Below are 19,928 nucleotides of genomic sequence, written 5' to 3'. Positions count from 1 at the left end.
TGCCTCGTGAAAGGCATCACACTTAGCTTGTTACCTGATTTATCCTGTTAAAATGTATCTGCGCCTTTCCGCTCGTCGCCATCAAGTGGGCAAACTCTAACCCAATGGCTCTGATGTGGCTATTTCAGGATGAATATCGATTAAATCACTTTAGGAAAATGCTCATTTACCCAAGGTACAAATAACATAGAGTATTAATATTATTTAATCAAAACCAAGTGAAATATCCTCTTGGCGGCAAATGGAGAATATTATGATCGACGAAGGAAAAATACTTAGCCGCCATGAATTAAGAAATGAAAACTCAAAGATAAACATTGCCACGATAGTATTTATATTAGTATTAAGCTTCTTGGTTATTACACTATCAATAACCACATCTATTTTTTCAACCCCCTCAATTCTTTCTATTTTATGCGTTGCCATCGCGGGTATATCATTGAGTGCATTACTCTATTTACGTTTGTACAACAGTCCAATGTTTACCTATTTTCTATATGAGAAAGGCGTGCGTGTTTTCAATCATAACAATGGGAACGTTTATTTCATTTCATTTAATAAAATAGAATATATTTATAAGTACCACACAGGGTTAAACCCTAATGGACAAATCAACTCTATGGCGTTTCGCACATCAAAAAACCAGCCTTGGAATATTATTATAAATAATATAACCAATGCTTACCCGCTCATAAACACAATAATTCACCAACAAGTTATGAATGTCGGATTAATAAACTTAGAAACTTTATCTCGAGGGAAATCCATCATATTTGATATAGTAAAAAACAATGATAATTGTTTGAAATTACTCACTTTAGATTTCATTAAGATGAAAAAAATTCAGATAGACACATGCCCACTATCACTCAGTGCTCAATCATTAATTACAACAAAAGGTACAATTAATATTGAGGATATCCTACGTATCGAAACACTCCGTGAAGCTCGTCATGACAAGATACGTTTATTTGACGCCAAGGGTAATGTGATTTTTTCAGTAGACTACTCGTCTCTCATTAGCGCAGATCTTTTTATTGCACTACTAGAACATATGATACAAAACCGAATTCCAGCCTACCATGGCTAAAATCACTCTTGCTGGATACGTATCGCCGTGGGTGGCAAACCAATCTGCAAGACAGTGGGTTGATAATCACTTTTTCCTTCAATCCTCGCAGCTAATGTCCTAGCCAATAAAAAGCCCAAACCCGCACCTAAAATAGAGCCAAGAGCAGTAAAAGCATCGGTAATAAATAAAGCCTGAAATAGTGCTCCACCCGCTATTAACCCGGCTAATGGTGTTAAATAAACCAAAGAAGCCGATCGTAATAAACTACCTTCACTGATCCCAACTTCAACTTTTTGCCCTGGTTCAAGTGGCTGCGAAATTGCGATTTTTAATTGATGCTCGGATTCTGGCCCTAATTCATTCAACAGATGGCTACCGCATCCAGAACGAGCATTACAGCTCCCACAGCCAGAATGGGGTTCACAGCGCAAAAGCGCCACCCCATTTTGCCATGAGATAACAGTTGCCCACTCTTTCATCATTTTGCAGATTCCAAAACTATACTATCGGCAATACGCTTCGCAGTTGAAGGAGGTAGTTCACCTACCACGGTAATTTCTACATTATTACGTGCTTCGGTATGAATTGTACGACGCCCCTGACGCAGAGACTGCTCTGAAGGGGTACCTTTCTCAATCGGATTAACATTAATTGAGAAACTAAACAGGCCATCAGCATATAACCGTGACTCAGTTGGCGCATCCATGTTAGGCAACGTACGGCGACTACGTGAAACTTCAGTCACTCCTTCCGGCAACCAACGCGGAGTCCAGCTAAAGTTCACCTTAGTTTTGGCAGGTAAAGCAAGTAATGGCGGCAAAGACAGTTTTAACACGCCTTGCAAAATCTCTTGAATAGGATCACCAACAGCAAAAGAAATCACCCGAAATTGCTCAAGTGTTTCACCATCGCGATCTAAAAGATCTATCCGCATAGGGAGTTTTGTTGTCTCATCCATCCAAATAATGTAGCTGTATCGTGAGCTGTCACGGGGTACAACTCTAATAACTTGACATGGCCGGTCAGCAACGCGCGCACGACCTAAAGCAATATAGTTATAGTATTTTGACAGTTTATCAAAATCGGGGAATACGACAGAAGGTAAGGCATCAACAATATGCTCGCCGCTCAACGTGAAAGAGTCAAAACCTGGTTCGAAATAACTTATTTCATTACCACGTTGAATAATCTCAGTACGCGGACCATCCATACGCAATAACTGCGCTAGCGTTTTTTTATCTTGGATAGCATGACGATAGCGAAGAGAATCAATCCCTTGCTTGTTTACGTTGATGTACGATAGCTCATAATTGAGCGACTGGCTGGCACTGCTCATCTCTTTCAACATTGCTATCGGCGTAGTTTCCGCCGATGCAATTGTTGGCATAAGCAGGCTGCCCGCCATTAAACAGACGGAAAACCAAAGTTGCTTCATTGCTACTGCTTTGTTCCGAAGGACTGATTTCCAGGGACCTGAGACATTATTTTTGTCGTTGATGAAGATTCCTGCAATACATCAGTTTGTGGTAAACGACGTTGCAATTCAAAATCTTGCAACTGAGTCAACATGTTAACAAGGTGACGTTGCTCTCCACCGACTTGAGTCTTGTCTAAAGAATCGCCAGCAGGCGCGCCAAAGCTGACTGGTGATGCTTTACCCATCATCGGCAATGTGTTAAATGCAGGTGCTTCTGACTGTAAATTACTGGATGCAGGTTGGTTATATTGCTGAACCCCCACAATGACAGCGAGAGAAACACATGCGGCAACCCCAACTTGAGTAAGTTGGCTGGCCCACGGACGCACTTTTTGCCAGAAAGGCATTTTCTGCCAGACATGGGGTTGTGGCTGAGATTCAGGCACAGCAATAGGAACAAAACGAGCAGGCTCCTTTTTAAGGGCCTCTGCGACGCGGCTGGCGATATCCAGATGCAAGACTTCACCAACATCCCCCCGCAGGGTATCACGGATTAAATGATAGCTCTGCCAGCTTTGCTGCAAGGTTTTATCTTTCGATAAAGAACCTATCAGCTCACTGTCAAGAGTTTCTCCGTCCATCAGAGCGGAAAGCTTTTCTTTCTGCATGCCAAATACCCTTTATGTGTCCGCTTATCGCTGAATCAGCGGCTGAACTTTATTATCGATAGCCTCTCTGGCACGGAAGATACGGGAACGAACAGTACCAACCGGACAGTCCATAATTACAGCTATCTCTTCATAGCTTAGACCATCTAACTCCCTGAGTGTAATCGCCATGCGGAGATCTTCAGGAAGTGACTCTATGGTTTTAAAAACTATCTGCCTCAATTCTTCAGACAACATTAAGTTCTCAGGGTTCGATATTTCTTTCAATGCACCCGCATTTTCGTAATTTTCAGCATCATTTGCATCCACATCACTGGATGGCGGACGTCGCCCCTGAGCAACTAAGTAATTTTTTGCTGTATTAACAGCGATACGGTACAGCCAAGTATAAAAAGCACTATCACCACGAAATGACTCGAGTGCGCGATAGGCCTTAATAAAAGATTCCTGAACTACATCAGGAACATCGCCCTGAGGCACATATCGGGATACGAGGCTCGCAACCTTATGCTGGTATCTAATTACCAGTAAATTGAACGATTGCTGATCACCTTTCTGGACCCGTTCAACCAGCATCTGATCCGTTAACTGCTCGCTCATCCGAGGTGAACTCTCCCGAAATCTATCCCCACGCTAAAAGTTGTACTGCCAGCCATATCTTTATTTTCCTGAGCAAGCACACGCTTGGAGTTTATAAAAAGTGCAAAGTTCCATGTTGCCAGATTATTTGTCTGAATATTCTTTAGACATCTTATAGCCATAGCTTTTGCTCTGGCAGATAGGCTAACATGAATTTCACTCTTCTTCTGCACACATCATACGATATGCAATCATCATCTGAACACGTTAGCGATGTATTGATCATCGGGAGTGGCGCTGCCGGTTTATCACTGGCTTTACGTCTTGCGCCACATTGTCAAGTCACTGTTCTGAGCAAAGGGCCTCTTAATGAAGGTGCCACTTTCTATGCTCAGGGAGGTATTGCTGCCGTTTTTGATGAAACTGACAGCATCAGCTCACATGTAGAGGACACCCTGATTGCCGGGGCCGGGCTTTGCGACAAAGATGCCGTAGAGTTTATCGCCAGTAACGCTCGCTCTTGCGTGCAATGGCTGATTGATCAAGGTGTCCTTTTCGATACCGAAACCAATGCCAGCGGCGAAGAACGTTATCACCTTACCCGTGAAGGTGGCCACAGTCACCGCCGTATACTACATACTGCGGATGCTACAGGTAAAGAAGTAGAGACCACCCTAGTAGGCAAAGCAAGTACTCACCCTAATATTTTAGTTAAAGAGCGCTGCAATGCAGTCGATCTTATTACGTCAAATAAAATTGGTTTGGCGGGAACCAAGCGCGTTGTCGGTGCTTATATTTGGAACAGAGAGCTTGAGAAAGTTGAAACCTTCCGCGCCAAAGCTGTCGTTTTAGCCACAGGGGGAGCCGCTAAAGTCTATCAATATACTACCAACCCGGATATCTCATCTGGAGATGGCATTGCCATGGCGTGGCGTGCCGGGTGCCGGGTCGCTAATCTAGAATTTAACCAATTCCATCCGACCTGTCTGTTTCATCCGCAAGCTCGAAATTTTTTGCTGACCGAAGCATTACGCGGTGAAGGTGCTTACCTTAAACGTCCTGATGGCTCCCGCTTCATGCTTGATTTCGACCCTCGCGGCGAACTGGCCCCGCGAGATATCGTGGCACGTGCCATCGACCATGAAATGAAACGCCTGGGTGCTGATTGCATGTATCTGGATATCAGTCATAAACCTACTGATTTCGTGATGCAGCACTTCCCGATGATCTATGAAAAACTGCTGTCATTGGGCATCGATCTGACCAAGGAAGCCATTCCTATCGTTCCTGCCGCTCATTATACCTGCGGTGGTGTAATGGTAGACCAACATGGCCGTACGGATCTTGATGGGCTATATGCCATTGGCGAGGTCAGCTATACCGGCTTGCACGGCGCGAACCGTATGGCATCCAACTCGTTACTGGAATGTCTGGTCTATGGTTGGTCTGCCGCCGAAGATATCCTGACGCGCTTGCCTACTGCCAAGTTGGCTAAACATTTGCCAGATTGGGATGAAAGCCGTGTTGATAACTCGGATGAACGAGTTGTCATTCAACATAACTGGCATGAATTGCGTCTGTTTATGTGGGACTACGTCGGGATTGTTCGTACAACCAAGCGCTTAGAGCGAGCCTTGCGCCGGATTAATACCTTGCAGCAAGAGATTGACGAATATTATGCCAATTTCCGCATCTCAAATAATCTGCTGGAATTACGTAACTTGGTGCAGGTCGCAGAGTTAATTGTGCGTTGTGCTATGGACCGTAAAGAGAGCCGGGGGTTGCACTATACCCTCGACTACCCTGAGCAAATTGAGAATCCAAAACCAACTATTCTTCATCCGTAATGGCTTTTCAGGGCGCGATTTCTTTTCAAGTTCAGGGTTTCGCGCCTTATTAGCCCACCTTCACACCTTATCTCCACAGCTCCAGCTAGTAGTTTAGATAAAACTCGCTAATGAGCACACAGAACTCCGGCGAATACACCCCTTCTGATTGGCGCAGGTCCAAATGCTGATACTGAGTCTCTGCCGGTTGGCGCGATAACGTTAGCAGCATGCGGTGTAGCGGCTTACCGGGGCGATCTCTGATATCAACCTGGCAGTGAACAAACCAATCTTGTTGCACTGCAAGATGAGCAAGTTCCCCCCCCAAATCGTGGGGTAAAACCACACAAAAAACACCCTCTTTTGTGATAAGCTTCTCTGCGCAATTAAGTAAGGCGTCATGAGTTAGTGATCCGGTGTAACGTGCGGTATCACGGGCTTCATCGCGGCAAGCCACCGCCGGAGCAAAGTAAGGTGGGTTGCTGACAATCAGGTCGTACTGATGGGGATGGTTTTCAGCAAACTGGTGGATATCTTGCGCGTAAATATGAACTCGCTCAGCCCAAGGTGATTGCGCCGCATTGCTGCTCGCTTGTTGTGCGGCCTCGGGTTCCAGCTCTACACCGTCAATTTCCACATCTGGAGCGGAGCGCTGGGCAATCATCAGGGCGATAAGCCCACTACCACAGCCAATATCCAGCACTTTGCGGGCTTTCTCTATCGGTACCCAGGCACCCAGCAGGACACCATCAGTACCCACTTTCATCGCACAACGATCATGCGCCACAAAGAACTGTTTAAAAGTGAAACCACCACCACGCAACGCCGGTTTTTTTTTCAATTGTACGCCCACATTAGTCACCAGAATCTATAACCGGCGTAGCATAGGACAATATGATTGAAGGGAAAAGACATCATTACCGCTTAAACAGGTGAAGAATTCGGCTAACCCGTCTATAATCGGCGCCCCAAGTAGAGGAAGACCATGACTGTAACCAATTTTTCCGAACTCGATCTCGATGAACGCCTGATTGACGCACTGCGCGACAAAGGCTATGAGCGCCCGACTGCCATTCAAGCTGCGGCTATTCCGCCAGCTATGGATGGGCGCGATGTATTGGGTTCGGCACCAACAGGTACCGGCAAAACTGCCGCCTTTTTGCTGCCTGCCTTGCAGCATTTGCTGGATTTCCCACGCAAAAAATCTGGCCCACCACGCATCCTGATCCTGACGCCAACTCGTGAATTGGCCATGCAGGTTGCGGATCAGGCGCGTGAACTGGCTAAGCATACACAGCTGGATATCGCGACGATTACCGGTGGTGTGGCTTATATGAACCACGCGGAAGTCTTTAGTGAGAACCAAGATATTGTCGTGGCGACTACCGGCCGCTTACTGCAATACATCAAAGAAGAAAACTTTGACTGCCGGGCCGTAGAAACCCTGATTCTGGACGAAGCTGACCGTATGCTAGATATGGGCTTTGCACAGGATATTGAAACCATTGCAGCAGAAACCCGCTGGCGTAAGCAGACATTACTGTTCTCTGCCACGCTGGAAGGTGAAGCTATCCGTGAATTTGCGGAGCGCATTCTGAATGAGCCGGTAGAGCTGGAAGCCGACCCATCACGCCGCGAACGCAAAAAGATTTTGCAATGGTATTACCGCGCGGACAATATTGAACATAAAACCGCCCTGCTGGTGCATCTGCTCAAGCAACCGGAAGTGCAAAAATCTATTATTTTTGTCCGTACCCGTGAAAAGGTACACCAACTGGTTAGTTGGCTGCGCGAAGCTGGAATTAACGCCTGGTTCCTTGAAGGCGAAATGGTCCAGGCCAAACGAACCGAAGCAGTTATACGTTTAAGTGATGGCCGGGTTAATGTCTTGGTAGCGACCGATGTCGCGTCACGCGGTTTGGATATCGACGATATCAGCCACGTATTTAACTTTGACTTGCCGCTGACCGCTGACGTCTATCTGCACCGTATTGGTCGTACAGGCCGTGCGGGGCGCAAAGGTGTCGCTATTTCATTGGTTGAAGCGCATGACCATTTATTGCTGGGCAAAATTGGCCGTTATTTGAAAGAGCCGCTGAAGCCACGTGTTGTTGATGAATTACGCCCAAGCAGCAAAGCACCAAGCGAAAAAACCACTGGCAAACCGTCCAAGAAAGTTTTAGCGAAGCGCAAAGAGCTAAAAGAAGCCGGTAAAGAGAAAGCAAAAGTTAAGGTTCGTCATCGTGATGCCAAAAATGTTGGTAAACGCCGCCAACCAAAGGATAAACCTGATACCAAGTAAGGTGCGGATTCATTCAGCACACGAACAAAAAAGCCGCTAATATCAATAGCGGCTTTTTTATTTATCAGCCAAATTTAAAACTATTGCTGATAAACCTCTGCCAATTTTTTGCCACGAAGCCAGGTATTTAATTGCTGATATTTTTGCTGCATTTCAGCGCTTTGCATATTTAATGGTGTCATTGCCAAATATTGTTGGAATGTTGCCCCTTGCTTGTTACGTCGATCGGGATCAGCACCGGCTTTGAGTAAGCGCAGTGCCAAATCTGGCGCATTTGTCTTACCCGCCAGATGTAATGGCGTATCCCCCACCCGATCTGCAAGATTTGGATCAACTCCACGAACCAGTAGCAAGATCACCTGGATCTCGCGTCCCGCCATCACTGCCGCAGCCAAGGGAGTGGCTAATGTCACACTGTTTCGGGCATCTGGCCGGATACGACTTTCCAGTAGAATCTGCATGTAATGTGCATCTTGCACACTTGCAGCAGTGTGCCATGCGCTATCACCCTGCAATCCAGGTTGAAAAGGATCAGCATTTTCTTGCAGTAAGGCCGCCAAACTTTCGGGTTGCTGGTTGAGAATAGCCCATTGCATCAACGTGACTGACTGCTCGCCTTGCTGTTGTAACAACGTTTTATTTGCCAACTGATGGATCTGTTTCACATCACCCTGAACAATCGCATCAACGATCGGCATTACTGATGGATCAGTAAAAGCGGTAGTAATATTTGTCATTGCCTGCCCCTCAAAGCTCATTAATGGCATCAGAACACCGTAGATGGCGTAACGCAAATGGCGTTTTACCCTCGTAACCAGTGTTGAATCAGGCATACTGCCGCTCCCAAGGTTGCTGTTCACTCATAGAACTGAGTATTTTATCAATACCATGTGCTGCCAGGCTGCGTTCAAGGTGCTTGTGTGGCAGCCAATCACTTATTCCAGTGAGTTTATCGCTATTTACCAAAGTGATTTTATGGCCGATAGCATCAGGAATAAGTGAGGTTGACTCCTGAGATTCTGTCAGCAAGTCATATTGCTCGCTATAGCGCCGGATGCTGCCACTTTCAGCCGAATGCCGCGCCAGAGCCGGATCCAAGTCAAGCCGATTTAATGTGTGGTCCGAAACACCTGCGGCATTAAATGTCACGGCAAAGCTCCCACTGGCTAATGCCGCTGTAGTTGCCAACCCCCCTCCTAATGAGTGCCCGGTAATCACCATGGCATCGCCAAATGCCATCTTGGCCGTTTTCGCCAAAGCAACCGCCTGATTATATTGCACATCTTCATAGCCAGTCGCCTGTCGGATATTACTTAGCCAATCGCGCATATCATTAGTCCCGGCAAAGGATAAAACATACTGCTGGCTATCATGGTAAATTCCCGCCTGAAAACCAGAAGCCGTGTCGGATAAACTGGCAGGATCAATCCCGACACGGAGTAATGCATCATCATTTAGGCGAGTAAACCCAGCAATACTGCCCATTACTGGAGCGTAAACATCTTTAGCGAGCAATGCTAATGAATAGTCTGCTTGCTGTGATCCTCGTCCACTAGATATTGGTGCGTGGTGACTGTTCGCCACGACACCTTCACTACGAGGTAAATTAAGGCTGGCCAGCATACTGTAATAGAGTTCATTACCTGCCAGAGTGGTTGCAGTGATTTCCACTTGAGGCTTAGCGACTGTGGCAAGCGGCGGGACACCCTCTTTCTGTGCCTGTTCCGATGATTTTACTTGGCTTATCAATCCTGCCAATGAAACAGGCCCGGCCAAACTAACAGAAACACTCATGCCAACTCCTTGTCGAAAGATAATTCCCGTATTGAGTCAGGCTCAATGGCTTATCTATCGACACATCGGATGAGTTCTTAAGTAAAATAGGTAAGATTTATTTATATAAATTGAAGAACGTGAGCGCGGTCTAACTTATAGATGAATAAATTACAGATACAAAAAAGGGAGCCAAAGCGGCTCCCTTAACATTTTGAGACTTAATTGTTATGACAAGAATTACAGACTTTCAGTGAAAGTACGAGTAATCACATCACGTTGCTGTTCAGGTGTCAGTGAGTTGAAACGTACGGCATAACCGGATACACGAATCGTCAACTGAGGATATTTCTCTGGATTTTTAACTGCATCTTCCAAGGTTTCACGGCGCAGAACGTTCACGTTCAAATGCTGACCACCTTCAACACGCACAGTCGGTTGCAGTTCCAGTGGAACTTCACGGTATTCGATCTGGCCCAATTCACTTGCTGGAACGATTTGATCTTCTGCATAGCCGGATTTAGCGCAAACGCAGCGCAGTTCAGCTTTTTCATCATCCAACAACCAGAAAGAGTTCAGCAAGGCTTCATTGCTAGCTTTAGTAATTTGAATACCAGTAATCATTTGGTGCCTCCATAATACGGCTATAAATTCCAAGGAGAGATACTATCTTGGTTATTTGGTAAAACCATTGTTGTCTTATTGTTCTATATACCAGTCAGACCGCCGCCATTCCTTGACTTAAATCAATCTTTTCACCACCACACTAATCACCACACTGGCAAATTTATGTTTTATATCAATTTTATCAATCTGATTGATAGCAATTATTTTTGTAAATTTTCAACATTTTTTGCATTAAATGGTCAAAAAACCACCGCTAGGGTCACAGACTTAGGTTTAACAGTTTCACTCGCTGGATTGAACCGGTAAGCTAACGCACATCAATACCTTACCGAAACAAGGAGAGTGATTATGCCTGCCTCCCTTAGCTGGCACGATGTGATCGGCCAGGAAAAAGAACAGCCTTACTTTCAAGATACGTTGGCCTATGTGGCAGCACAACGCAGTGCTGGCAAAACCATTTATCCGGCACAAAAAGATGTATTTAATGCATTTCGCCTGACTGAATTAGATCAGGTAAAAGTGGTTATTTTGGGTCAAGACCCTTATCACGGCCCTAACCAGGCTCACGGATTATCATTTTCCGTATTACCCGGAGTACCTGCACCGCCCTCTTTAGTAAATATGTACAAAGAGTTAGCTACCGACATTCCCGGCTTCCAACGCCCCAACCATGGCTATTTACAAAGCTGGGCCGAGCAAGGTGTGCTGCTACTGAATACCGTGCTAACGGTTGAAGCGGGTAATGCGCATTCTCACGCTAATCTTGGCTGGGAGACCTTCACCGATAAAGTTATTGCGGCACTGAATGAGCATCGTGATGGTGTGATTTTTATGCTGTGGGGAGCTCATGCCCAGAAAAAAGGCCGCATCATTGATGCCCTGCGCCATTTTCTTTTGAAAGCCCCACATCCATCACCACTGTCCGCGCACCGTGGTTTTCTTGGCTGTAAGCACTTTTCACAAGCTAATCACCTATTACAGCAACAAGGTCTGCCGCCGATTGACTGGCAACCTAAATTACCTGCGTCAGAATAAAACGCCGTTTACTCAAAAAAGCAGATAAAAAAAGGCACCACAAAGGTGCCTTTTTACTGTCAGGACACCTTAAGCTTTCGCTTTAGATACCGCAACCATTGCTGGGCGTAATAGACGACCATTCAATGTATAACCTTTCTGCATGACCATCATGACCTGATTTGGCTCATGATCAGCAGATTCAAGCATGGTCATCGCCTGATGAACTTCGGGATTAAACGGCACGTTAGTGTCACCTACCACCTCAATACCATATTTACCTACTGCATCAAGCAATGATTTTAGGGTCAGTTCGACACCTTCAATCATTGACGTCAACTCGGCATTGCTCTTATCAGCTGTATCCAGCGCACGCTCTAAGTTGTCGATCACTGGCAATAATTCAGCTGAGAATCGTTCCAAAGCAAACTTATGCGCTTTTTCTATATCCAATTCAGTACGACGACGGATATTCTCAACTTCAGCCTTGGCGCGTAGCAAGCTTTCGCGCTCACGCTGTACGGCTGCAGCCAACTGCGCTTCAAGCTCGGCAACACGCGGTTCTACACCTTCACCCGTCTCTTGTGTTGCTTCCACTTGCTGCTCTGCTGCATTTTCCATTTCTTCCGAGACTTGCTCGTTTGGTGTTTTCTGTTCTTTACTACTCATGGATATCTCCGCGTTTTAGCATTAATCTCGCTACTTGGCTTATTATGGGGATCAAAACCGGGGATTCAAGGGAACCGGTCATAATGTGGGGTAAAAGATGCCCCATTGAGGAAAATCACGGCAATGAATAATAAAAGATTCAATTGTATTGGTATTGTCGGTCACCCACGGCATCCGGCTGCACTTGCCACCCATGAAATGCTCTACCACTGGTTAAACGCCAGAGGTTATGACGTGATGGTCGAACAACAGATAGCCAAAGATCTCAATTTAACCGACGCCGTCACCGGTAGTTTGGCTGATATCGGTCAAAAAGCCGATTTAGCTGTCGTCGTCGGCGGCGATGGCAACATGCTTGGCGCCGCTCGAGTCCTTGCCCGTTATGATATCAAAGTGATCGGTGTCAACCGAGGTAATCTCGGCTTTTTGACCGATTTAGACCCGGATAATGCTCAGCAACAACTTTCGGACGTACTGGAGGGCGAATACCTCAGCGAGCAACGTTTCTTGCTGGAAGCCCAAGTGACACGGACCAATCAGCAAAGTCGTATCAGTACCGCAATCAATGAAGTCGTTTTGCACCCAGGCAAAGTGGCCCATATGATTGAGTTCGAAGTGTATATCGATGACCGCTTTGCATTTTCACAACGTTCTGATGGCTTGATTATCGCCACCCCTACCGGTTCTACCGCTTATTCACTCTCAGCGGGCGGCCCAATTTTAACACCAACATTGGATGCCATCGTCTTGGTTCCCATGTTCCCTCATACGCTGACTGCTCGCCCACTAGTTATTAATAGTAGCAGCACCATCCGCTTAAAGTTTTCTCAAATTACCAGCGACCTGGAAATCAGCTGTGATAGCCAGATAGCCCTACCAATTCAGGAAGGGGAAGAGCTTTTAATCCGACGCAGTGATTTTCATCTCAATCTCATTCACCCTAAGGACTACAGCTATTTCAATACGTTAAGCACCAAATTGGGTTGGTCAAAAAAATTATTCTAAAAAGTGCCTCGAGCACTTTACTGTATATAAAACCAGTCTATACTGTATTCAAATACAGATATGTGTTTATGTACAGGAGATTTACCATGCTGGCCCAATTAACCATCAGTAATTTTGCTATTGTGCGAGAGTTAGAAATTGATTTTCAACCCGGAATGACTGCAATCACTGGTGAGACGGGGGCGGGTAAATCCATTGCTATAGATGCTCTGGGGTTGTGCCTTGGCAGCCGGTCAGAAGGTAGTATGGTTCGTTTGGGAGCTACTCGTGCTGATATCTGCGCACGCTTCTCACTCGCAGATACTCCATCGGCTCGCCAATGGTTGGAAAACAACCATCTTGACGACAGTAATGAATGCCTGTTGCGACGCGCTATTGGCACTGATGGCCGCTCAAGAGGATTTATTAATGGAACCGCCGTCCCTTTGTCCCAATTACGGGAACTGGGCCAGCATCTGATTCAAATTCACGGCCAACATGCTCATCAACTATTGTTAAGACCCGATCATCAAAAGCAATTATTAGATGCCTATGCCGACCAGTCTACCCTGCTAGCTGAAATGAAAGCCGCCTATCAAATCTGGCACCAAAGCTGTCGTACGCTAGCATTGCATCAGCAACAATCACTGGAGCGTAATGCTCGCCATGAACTCCTGCAATATCAGTTGAAAGAGCTCAATTCATTTTCCCCACAAGCTGGGGAGTATGAACAAATTGATATTGAGTATAAGCGCCTGGCAAACAGTGGGCAGTTGTTGTCGCTCAGCCAACAGACGTTGCAGTTATTATCGGATGATGAACAAAATAATATCCTCAGCCAACTTTACTCAGCCAAGCATCAATTGACTGAACTGGCAGGTATGGACGAACAATTTAACAATCTACTGAACATGTTGGAAGAGGCATCCATCCAAATCAGTGAGGCCAGTGATGAATTGCGCCACTACGCCGAGCAATTTGATATGGATCCCAATCGTCTCTATGAACTGGAACAGCGACTATCTCGCCAATTAAACTTGGCCCGCAAACATCATGTTGCACCAGAAGAGTTGCCACAGTTCCACCAACAGTTACTGGATGAGCAAGAACAACTCTCGCAGCAAGAAAATGATCACGAGCAACTCAGTCACGCAGTCAATATTCACTATCAGTACGCATTGGCTATTGCCAAACGGTTGCATGAAGAACGCCAACATTATGCTACTGAATTGGCGACCCTGATTACTGAAAGCATGCATGAGCTTTCTATGCCACACGGCAGATTTACTATAGAAACTCAATTTGAGCCTGAACACCTTAGTGCTGAAGGAGCAACCCGCATTGAATTCTGTGTGACAACTAACCCAGGCCAGCCATTACAACCGCTAGCTAAAGTGGCCTCAGGTGGTGAGCTTTCTCGTATCGCATTGGCTATTCAGGTCATTACAGCGCGTAAAATGGACACTCCTGCACTTATCTTTGATGAAGTTGATGTGGGTATCAGTGGACCAACGGCCGCCATAGTGGGCCGCCTGTTGCGTCAATTAGGCGAATCAACTCAGGTTATGTGTGTAACCCACCTTCCACAAGTTGCAGGTTGTGGTCATCAACATTTCTTTGTGAGTAAACAAACTGATGGCACTGAAACCGAAACACATATGCATCGACTAGATAAAAAAGCCCGCTTGCAAGAGTTGGCGCGCCTTCTAGGCGGTAGTGAAGTGACGAAAAACACCTTGGCAAATGCAAAAGAATTGCTCGCAGCATAGAAAAGATTAACTTTTTTCCTTTCCAGAGGTCATACAGGTGCCCTGTAAAGGTTTCCAACTGCTGCAAGGTCTATTATCATCGTCATCCTACGCCCTAAAGGAATGTGATTACTATGCGCTGTAAAATGCTGACTGCCGCCGCTGTGATGCTTGCAATGCTTACTGCGGGTTGTTCAACGCTGGAGAAGGTGGTCTACCGGCCTGATATTAATCAGGGTAACTATTTATCACCTAATGACGCGTCCAAAATTCATAAGGGTATGACCCAGCAACAAGTGGCATATACCTTAGGCACCCCAATGTTACAGGACCCGTTTGGTACAAAAACCTGGTTCTATGTATTCCGCCAGCAACCTGGCCACGAGAAAGTCACGCAACAAACACTAACGTTGACCTTCGATAGCAGTGGTGTGCTGACTGATATCAAAAACGAGCCAACATTAGCAGGAAATTAATTTATCCGAAGATTGCAGAGTAGATTGAGGAAGCGAATCTTAATGAGGGTTTTAGGCATTAAGCCTATTACTGTTTATACAGCCATATGATGGTGCTCATTTTTCTTCAATAGCAGTCCAGGGCTACAACAAAAAAATAAGGCGCAAATTGTGCCTTATTTTTTTGCCTGCTCAGCGCGCTGCCGACGCAGTTCTTTAGGATCTGCAATTAATGGGCGGTATATCTCAACACGATCACCATCATTAACTTTATCGCCAAGCTTTACCGGGCGACTATAGACACCCACTTTATTCTTTGTCAGGTCAATATCTGGCCGCAACTCAAGCAAACCTGATGCATTGATAGCATCCTCAACCGTACTTCCAGCAGCAAGGGAAACAGTGCGCAAGTATTGGCGTTCAGGTAAGGCATAAACCACCTCAACGCGGATATCAGGCACTGTAAACCTCTTTAGCCCGCTGGGTGAATGCCTGCACCATATTCCCAGCTAATTCCTTGAATATTTTACCAAAAGCCAACTCAATCAACTTATTGGTAAATTCAAAATCGAGGTGCAACTCAACTTTACAGGCATCCGCACTCAGTGGGGTAAAGTGCCATCCGCCCATCAATTTACGAAACGGCCCATCAACCAGCTGCATATCAATACTCTGGTTATCAGTTAATGTATTACGTGTTGTGAATGTTTTACTGATCCCGGCCTTAGCAACATCGACGGCGGCCGTCATTTCATTTTCAGTGGCATCAAGAACCCGGCTTCCAGTACAACCTGGTAAAAATTCTGGATAAGAGCGAACATCATTAACCAGTTGATACATCTGTTCTACGCTAAACGGAACCAACGCAGAGCGGCTAATTTGTGGCATAACATTTCCTGTGAGACATAAAACGCACTGATAATACCATTTATCCACCACCATACAAAAAATCTGCTAGGCATTCCGTGCAACAAATGAGACAAAATGCACTGACATCCTGCGGGAAAGGATTTCATTCGCCTGCGCATACAGTATAATGATCAACACTATGACAAAGAAAAAAGCATACAAACCCGGTTCCGCAACCATTGCGCAAAATAAACGTGCCCGCCATGAATACTTCATTGAAGAAGAATTCGAAGCGGGTCTTGCATTGCAAGGTTGGGAAGTAAAATCACTGCGTGCGGGCAAAGCTAACATCAGTGACAGCTATGTTATGTTTAAAAACGGTGAGGCATTCTTGTTTGGTGCCACTATTACGCCGTTAAACGTGGCGTCGACTCATGTTGTCTGCGAGCCAATGCGTACTCGTAAACTGCTACTGAACAAACGCGAATTAGACTCTCTGTTTGGACGGGTCAATCGTGAAGGTTACACTGTGGTCGCACTCTCTATGTATTGGAAAAATGCATGGACGAAAATTAAAATTGGTGTGGCCAAAGGTAAGAAAGACAACGACAAGCGCGATGATATTCGTGATCGCGAATGGAAGTTGGATAAAGCGCGCATCATGAAGCACGCAAATCGTTAAGTCACTGGCTTAGCAGGACATAGTTCTGTTATACTAGTGAAGTTCTTTGGGGCTGATTCTGGATTCGACGGGATTCGCGAAACCCAAGGTGCATGCCGAGGTGCGGTGGCCTCGTAAAAAACCGCAAAAAAATAGTCGCAAACGACGAAAACTACGCACTAGCAGCTTAATACCCTGCTTAGAGCCCTCTCTCCCTAGCCTCCGCTCTTAGGACGGGGATCAAGAGAGGTCAAAACTAAAAGAGCTCGTGTGGAAACCTTGCCTGGGGTGGAAGCATTAAAACTAATCAGGATAGTTTGTCAGTGGCGTGTCCATCCGCAGCTGGCCGGCGAATGTAATGATTGGACTAAGCATGTAGTACCGACGGTGTAGTAATTTCGGACGGGGGTTCAAATCCCCCCAGCTCCACCAATTTAGACATCGGTTATTACCAGATAAGGCCGATGAAGTACGAAAAGCCCGCATGGCGCAAGCCTTGCGGGCTTTTTTGTACCTTCAATTTGTCCCGCGAAGTCTGAACTAACCTAATTAAATCCAATCCTTTTGGGCCCATTGATAGGCCCAATGAAAGCTATTATGGTTTTCGTTGGGTCTACAAGAGCGAAGACTGATCATGGCTAGACAAACCAAGCCGTTGACCGATACGGAAATCAAAGCAGCAAAATCCAAAGACGCAGATTATCATCTGCATCATAGAAATGGCCTGTCACTGCTAATCAAATCGAGCGGCAATAAACTTTGGCAATTTCGCTACTATCGCCCTTTCACCAAACTACGCACTAAGCAGAGTTTTGGAGCCTATCCCTCAGTCACACTTTCTGACGCACGAAAACTGAGAGCAAAAGCACGTGCGTTACTTGCAAACAGTTCGATCCTCTTAAGTATCAAAAAGAGCAGCTCCGGTCTTCACAAGAGGCTAAAACCAATACTTTCAAATTGATTGCCGAACGTTGATGGAACGTGAAGGAAACCTGCATAACTGAAAATTATGCTGAAGATATCTGGCTATCGTTGGAAAGAGATGTTTTATAATGCCAAACATCTTCACAGTGCCAGTGAAGATCAACCACCTGCAGTTTATGAAAGTACCTAGTTCATGAGGGACGGAACCTTCTAGAAAATCCGGGTCTATTCACATGAGCAATTCCAAAGAACTACATGAAGTCTAAATGGAACTAGAAAGGGACAGCGGCGGGTCGTTAACCTAAATTGGCCAGAGGTAAAGATTCATACGTAAATGTGTGAGATCGAGCGATAAAGGATCAGTTTGGGAAACGGAATTTTTGTACATTAAGATTTTTTTTGTACTGACTGATATCAGCTGGCTGCAAAGGTCGATACTTCTCTTCAGCCAGTTTTTTATTGTTTCGCCAGCTATTATCTTCCGTCAGATTCATTTGCTTCCAGCTCAGTGGAGATATATATGACAGCAATTTATCATCGAAATGCAGTTCCTTTCTTTTCAGACGGTTAATCGCGTTTTCAATATATACCGTATTCCATAAAGTGATCATGGCAGTAACCTCGCAATAAAACGTTAGCGAATAAAAAATATCAAAAAAAAAAAAAAAAGAAAATGATCATATAATCTCCTAACTAGCTTGTCGTGAAAAATGATAAGCATGTAATGGCGACACCTTCAGCTGACATGGTGTCGTTAGATTATTATCACTAGATTTTGACAACAGAGCCTATAATTAAGCAGCGCATAGCTGATGTATGCGCCTTTTATATTCATCAGTGCAGCGTCAATTAGAAGTTATATTTCACACCCAACATCACCGCCGTATCGCTGTAGCCTTTATTACCCACCTGCTGGCCGACATTACCCCACAGATTGACGCTCTTATTAATCTGGCCTTCCACTCCGAGTTTCAGCTCAGCAATATTCGCCGCACCGTCCTGTTTCACGGTGATCCCATTCAGGGTGGTGCCAAAGTCTTTGGTGTTGTGGATCCAGTTGGCTTCGACAAATGGCTGGAATACCCGATCTTTACCTTTATCCTGCTCCGCATAGCCGTTCATAAAGGCTTTTACCCCCAGGCGAGTCTGGATATTGCCATTGCCTTCGCCTGAAACATGAGTGCCATTAGCTTCTTGATGCTCGTCGGCTTTGACGCCCATCCAGGTGACCTGGGCTTTCGGCTGGATAAAATACGTGGCGTTTTTCGCGGTATTTTCGCCCACCTTAAAGGTATAGCCGCTTTCCAGTGAGGCGGTGACCCCTTTGGATTTGTACTCTTCAGCCGCCAAACCCTGACCATTAACAGTGTTATTGAACCAGCTGTATTGCGCCCAGCTGTCCACATACAGGCCGGTTTTATCGGCGCTATTGGCATACCAGGTGCCGTACACCCCAGTGCTGTAGCCGTCCACCGAGGCACGGGCGCTGTAACCGGATAAACGTGATTCACTGGTGCTTTTGCTGTTACCATAACCGGCCATCAGGCCCAGATGGAAACGGTCTGCACCCGTGTGGCTCCACTGAGCAATATCACCCCCCAGTTGCATCACATAGCGGTTACTTTGCGTGCGCAACTGGTCCTGAGAATCACGGGAACGGTTATGGCCGCCTTCATTGCGTAGCCACAAACTGGTGACTTTCTGCTCGCCGGTCAGCGCATCAATGTAGTGAGTTTCACCCAGACGATCATGCAGGCGAGTGACAAACAGGTTGTTGGCCGCCGCCAGGTTGGCGCTATAGCCACTGGCTTCAGGCCGCTCAACCAGTGGGGGAGATGGCTCGCCCGGAACTTCCGGGGTCTCTGTCGGGATCGCGTTGCTCAGATACCAGTTAGCATTATTGCTGCCAACGCCGCGCTCTAAATAGTAGTCATAGGCCCCGGCCACAATACGTCCCTGCTGAGTAAACTCGCCCTCCGACACCCCGCCCACCGTGATCAGCTCAATGCCGTTCAACGTCTGCGCGCCGCTGCCCCCCAGATTATTCACCTGCACAAAGGTGTTACCGGCGGTATTGCCACCGATAATCAGTTTATCGGTGACAGAATCGTCATCTTCTAAAACTGAATTCATATTCAGCAGGCCACCGTTGCCAATATAATCGCCGGTGATGGTCAGGGTATTGCCCCCAATCCCACCAAAGTTCACCGTGCCGCCGTGATTGAGGGACTGAAGTGTCTGGTTGTAGCCGTCCAAATCCAACGAGCCGCCGGCCTGGGTGATATAATCAGAGCTGGCGCTGAACACATTGTCTGCTCCGGCTTTGATAATACCGCCATTGACCGTGGTGGCACCGGAAT

At 46.1% G+C, this 19,928-nt stretch carries 21 protein-coding genes, 1 other RNA gene and 1 pseudogene; 10 read left to right on the top strand and 13 right to left on the bottom strand.

What is annotated here, in order from left to right; all coding sequences use genetic code 11:
- Window positions 1-253 precede the first annotated feature (253 nt).
- Window positions 254-1,090 (top strand): hypothetical protein, encoded by an 837-nt coding sequence (locus DJ58_RS17825; RefSeq protein WP_032910739.1) that lies wholly within the window; start codon window positions 254-256, stop codon window positions 1,088-1,090.
- A gap of 2 nt (window positions 1,091-1,092) precedes the next feature.
- Here DJ58_RS17825 and rseC read toward each other — a convergent pair whose 3' ends face one another.
- From rseC to rpoE, 4 genes are read right to left on the bottom strand one after another with little or no spacing between them, the layout of a single operon-like run.
- Complete coding sequence (gene rseC / locus DJ58_RS17830; protein ID WP_032910740.1) at window positions 1,093-1,554, bottom strand: SoxR-reducing system protein RseC; 462 nt, start codon at window positions 1,552-1,554, stop codon at window positions 1,093-1,095.
- Window positions 1,551-2,507: a sigma-E factor regulatory protein RseB gene (gene rseB / locus DJ58_RS17835; RefSeq protein WP_004707986.1), complete on the bottom strand. Its 957-nt coding sequence runs from the start codon at window positions 2,505-2,507 to the stop codon at window positions 1,551-1,553. Before rseB ends, rseC begins: the two co-directional genes overlap by 4 nt.
- Window positions 2,508-2,509: 2 nt before the next feature.
- The gene (gene rseA, locus DJ58_RS17840; protein WP_004707988.1) at window positions 2,510-3,157 is read right to left on the bottom strand and encodes an anti-sigma-E factor RseA; all 648 of its coding nucleotides are present in this window, start codon (window positions 3,155-3,157) and stop codon (window positions 2,510-2,512) included.
- A 24-nt stretch (window positions 3,158-3,181) separates the two neighbouring features.
- Window positions 3,182-3,757: an RNA polymerase sigma factor RpoE gene (gene rpoE / locus DJ58_RS17845; protein WP_005159396.1), complete on the bottom strand. Its 576-nt coding sequence runs from the start codon at window positions 3,755-3,757 to the stop codon at window positions 3,182-3,184.
- A 224-nt stretch (window positions 3,758-3,981) separates the two neighbouring features.
- Between rpoE and nadB the strand changes: the two genes are divergently transcribed.
- Window positions 3,982-5,583: an L-aspartate oxidase gene (gene nadB / locus DJ58_RS17850; protein ID WP_004707990.1), complete on the top strand. Its 1,602-nt coding sequence runs from the start codon at window positions 3,982-3,984 to the stop codon at window positions 5,581-5,583.
- 85 nt (window positions 5,584-5,668) lie between these two features.
- Here the strand turns inward: nadB and trmN are convergent, their stop codons facing one another.
- Complete coding sequence (gene trmN / locus DJ58_RS17855; protein ID WP_004707992.1) at window positions 5,669-6,415, bottom strand: tRNA(1)(Val) (adenine(37)-N(6))-methyltransferase TrmN; 747 nt, start codon at window positions 6,413-6,415, stop codon at window positions 5,669-5,671.
- Between the two features lie 132 nt (window positions 6,416-6,547).
- Here trmN and srmB point away from each other — a divergent pair, with 132 nt between their 5' ends.
- Window positions 6,548-7,864, top strand: a complete 1,317-nt coding sequence (gene srmB / locus DJ58_RS17860) for an ATP-dependent RNA helicase SrmB (protein WP_004707993.1) — start codon at window positions 6,548-6,550, stop codon at window positions 7,862-7,864.
- A gap of 80 nt (window positions 7,865-7,944) precedes the next feature.
- Here the strand turns inward: srmB and DJ58_RS17865 are convergent, their stop codons facing one another.
- From DJ58_RS17865 to grcA, 3 genes are all read right to left on the bottom strand, one after another.
- Entirely contained in the window at window positions 7,945-8,601 is a 657-nt protein-coding gene (locus DJ58_RS17865) for an ankyrin repeat domain-containing protein (protein ID WP_032910755.1), read from the bottom strand.
- 88 nt (window positions 8,602-8,689) lie between these two features.
- Window positions 8,690-9,658: a Tle-like phospholipase domain-containing protein gene (locus DJ58_RS17870; RefSeq protein ID WP_004707997.1), complete on the bottom strand. Its 969-nt coding sequence runs from the start codon at window positions 9,656-9,658 to the stop codon at window positions 8,690-8,692.
- 219 nt (window positions 9,659-9,877) lie between these two features.
- Entirely contained in the window at window positions 9,878-10,261 is a 384-nt protein-coding gene (gene grcA / locus DJ58_RS17875; protein WP_004707999.1) for an autonomous glycyl radical cofactor GrcA, read from the bottom strand.
- 351 nt (window positions 10,262-10,612) lie between these two features.
- Between grcA and ung the strand changes: the two genes are divergently transcribed.
- A complete protein-coding gene (gene ung / locus DJ58_RS17880; RefSeq protein ID WP_032910742.1) occupies window positions 10,613-11,299 on the top strand; it encodes a uracil-DNA glycosylase in 687 nt (228 codons plus the stop codon).
- A 69-nt stretch (window positions 11,300-11,368) separates the two neighbouring features.
- Here ung and grpE read toward each other — a convergent pair whose 3' ends face one another.
- Window positions 11,369-11,947 (bottom strand): nucleotide exchange factor GrpE, encoded by a 579-nt coding sequence (gene grpE, locus DJ58_RS17885; protein ID WP_004708004.1) that lies wholly within the window; start codon window positions 11,945-11,947, stop codon window positions 11,369-11,371.
- A gap of 123 nt (window positions 11,948-12,070) precedes the next feature.
- Between grpE and nadK the strand changes: the two genes are divergently transcribed.
- The 3 genes from nadK (at window position 12,071) to bamE (ending at window position 15,155) form a co-directional block, all read left to right on the top strand.
- Window positions 12,071-12,952: an NAD(+) kinase gene (nadK, locus tag DJ58_RS17890; RefSeq protein WP_004708006.1), complete on the top strand. Its 882-nt coding sequence runs from the start codon at window positions 12,071-12,073 to the stop codon at window positions 12,950-12,952.
- 86 nt (window positions 12,953-13,038) lie between these two features.
- The gene (gene recN / locus DJ58_RS17895; protein ID WP_004708008.1) at window positions 13,039-14,700 is read left to right on the top strand and encodes a DNA repair protein RecN; all 1,662 of its coding nucleotides are present in this window, start codon (window positions 13,039-13,041) and stop codon (window positions 14,698-14,700) included.
- A 113-nt stretch (window positions 14,701-14,813) separates the two neighbouring features.
- On the top strand, window positions 14,814-15,155 hold the full coding sequence (gene bamE, locus DJ58_RS17900) for an outer membrane protein assembly factor BamE (protein WP_019212230.1): 342 nt from the start codon (window positions 14,814-14,816) through the stop codon (window positions 15,153-15,155).
- Between the two features lie 155 nt (window positions 15,156-15,310).
- Here the strand turns inward: bamE and DJ58_RS17905 are convergent, their stop codons facing one another.
- Complete coding sequence (locus tag DJ58_RS17905; protein WP_032910743.1) at window positions 15,311-15,595, bottom strand: RnfH family protein; 285 nt, start codon at window positions 15,593-15,595, stop codon at window positions 15,311-15,313.
- A complete protein-coding gene (locus DJ58_RS17910; protein ID WP_032910744.1) occupies window positions 15,588-16,022 on the bottom strand; it encodes a type II toxin-antitoxin system RatA family toxin in 435 nt (144 codons plus the stop codon). Before DJ58_RS17910 ends, DJ58_RS17905 begins: the two co-directional genes overlap by 8 nt.
- Window positions 16,023-16,182: 160 nt before the next feature.
- Between DJ58_RS17910 and smpB the strand changes: the two genes are divergently transcribed.
- The 3 genes and pseudogenes from smpB to DJ58_RS0121570 form a co-directional block, all read left to right on the top strand.
- A complete protein-coding gene (gene smpB / locus DJ58_RS17915; RefSeq protein WP_032910756.1) occupies window positions 16,183-16,665 on the top strand; it encodes an SsrA-binding protein SmpB in 483 nt (160 codons plus the stop codon).
- 48 nt (window positions 16,666-16,713) lie between these two features.
- Window positions 16,714-17,076, top strand: a transfer-messenger RNA (tmRNA) gene (gene ssrA / locus DJ58_RS22525).
- A 202-nt stretch (window positions 17,077-17,278) separates the two neighbouring features.
- Window positions 17,279-17,691, top strand: a pseudogene (locus tag DJ58_RS0121570) (integrase arm-type DNA-binding domain-containing protein); the annotation flags it as partial.
- Between the two features lie 236 nt (window positions 17,692-17,927).
- Here the strand turns inward: DJ58_RS0121570 and DJ58_RS17920 are convergent.
- A complete protein-coding gene (locus DJ58_RS17920) occupies window positions 17,928-18,179 on the bottom strand; it encodes a Tn3 family transposase (protein ID WP_004708018.1) in 252 nt (83 codons plus the stop codon).
- A gap of 238 nt (window positions 18,180-18,417) precedes the next feature.
- The coding region (locus DJ58_RS17925; RefSeq protein WP_032913196.1) for an autotransporter outer membrane beta-barrel domain-containing protein at window positions 18,418-19,928 on the bottom strand (1,511 nt) is incomplete at its 5' end.

Origin of the sequence: Yersinia frederiksenii ATCC 33641, assembly GCF_000754805.1 — a bacterium.
Taxonomy (GTDB): domain Bacteria; phylum Pseudomonadota; class Gammaproteobacteria; order Enterobacterales; family Enterobacteriaceae; genus Yersinia; species Yersinia frederiksenii.
Note: the sequence above shows the minus strand (reverse complement) of the source record. Positions and strands in the feature narration are given on the sequence as shown.

Coding starts and splice junctions, on each gene's coding strand:
- DJ58_RS17825 (WP_032910739.1), top strand. CDS start 254: ATGATCGACGAAGGAAAAATACTTAGCCGCCATGAATTAAGAAATGAA.
- rseC (WP_032910740.1), bottom strand. CDS start 1,554: ATGATGAAAGAGTGGGCAACTGTTATCTCATGGCAAAATGGGGTGGCG.
- rseB (WP_004707986.1), bottom strand. CDS start 2,507: ATGAAGCAACTTTGGTTTTCCGTCTGTTTAATGGCGGGCAGCCTGCTT.
- rseA (WP_004707988.1), bottom strand. CDS start 3,157: ATGCAGAAAGAAAAGCTTTCCGCTCTGATGGACGGAGAAACTCTTGAC.
- rpoE (WP_005159396.1), bottom strand. CDS start 3,757: ATGAGCGAGCAGTTAACGGATCAGATGCTGGTTGAACGGGTCCAGAAA.
- nadB (WP_004707990.1), top strand. CDS start 3,982: ATGCAATCATCATCTGAACACGTTAGCGATGTATTGATCATCGGGAGT.
- srmB (WP_004707993.1), top strand. CDS start 6,548: ATGACTGTAACCAATTTTTCCGAACTCGATCTCGATGAACGCCTGATT.
- DJ58_RS17865 (WP_032910755.1), bottom strand. CDS start 8,601: ATGACAAATATTACTACCGCTTTTACTGATCCATCAGTAATGCCGATC.
- DJ58_RS17870 (WP_004707997.1), bottom strand. CDS start 9,658: ATGAGTGTTTCTGTTAGTTTGGCCGGGCCTGTTTCATTGGCAGGATTG.
- grcA (WP_004707999.1), bottom strand. CDS start 10,261: ATGATTACTGGTATTCAAATTACTAAAGCTAGCAATGAAGCCTTGCTG.
- ung (WP_032910742.1), top strand. CDS start 10,613: ATGCCTGCCTCCCTTAGCTGGCACGATGTGATCGGCCAGGAAAAAGAA.
- grpE (WP_004708004.1), bottom strand. CDS start 11,947: ATGAGTAGTAAAGAACAGAAAACACCAAACGAGCAAGTCTCGGAAGAA.
- nadK (WP_004708006.1), top strand. CDS start 12,071: ATGAATAATAAAAGATTCAATTGTATTGGTATTGTCGGTCACCCACGG.
- recN (WP_004708008.1), top strand. CDS start 13,039: ATGCTGGCCCAATTAACCATCAGTAATTTTGCTATTGTGCGAGAGTTA.
- bamE (WP_019212230.1), top strand. CDS start 14,814: ATGCGCTGTAAAATGCTGACTGCCGCCGCTGTGATGCTTGCAATGCTT.
- DJ58_RS17910 (WP_032910744.1), bottom strand. CDS start 16,022: ATGCCACAAATTAGCCGCTCTGCGTTGGTTCCGTTTAGCGTAGAACAG.
- smpB (WP_032910756.1), top strand. CDS start 16,183: ATGACAAAGAAAAAAGCATACAAACCCGGTTCCGCAACCATTGCGCAA.
- DJ58_RS17920 (WP_004708018.1), bottom strand. CDS start 18,179: ATGATCACTTTATGGAATACGGTATATATTGAAAACGCGATTAACCGT.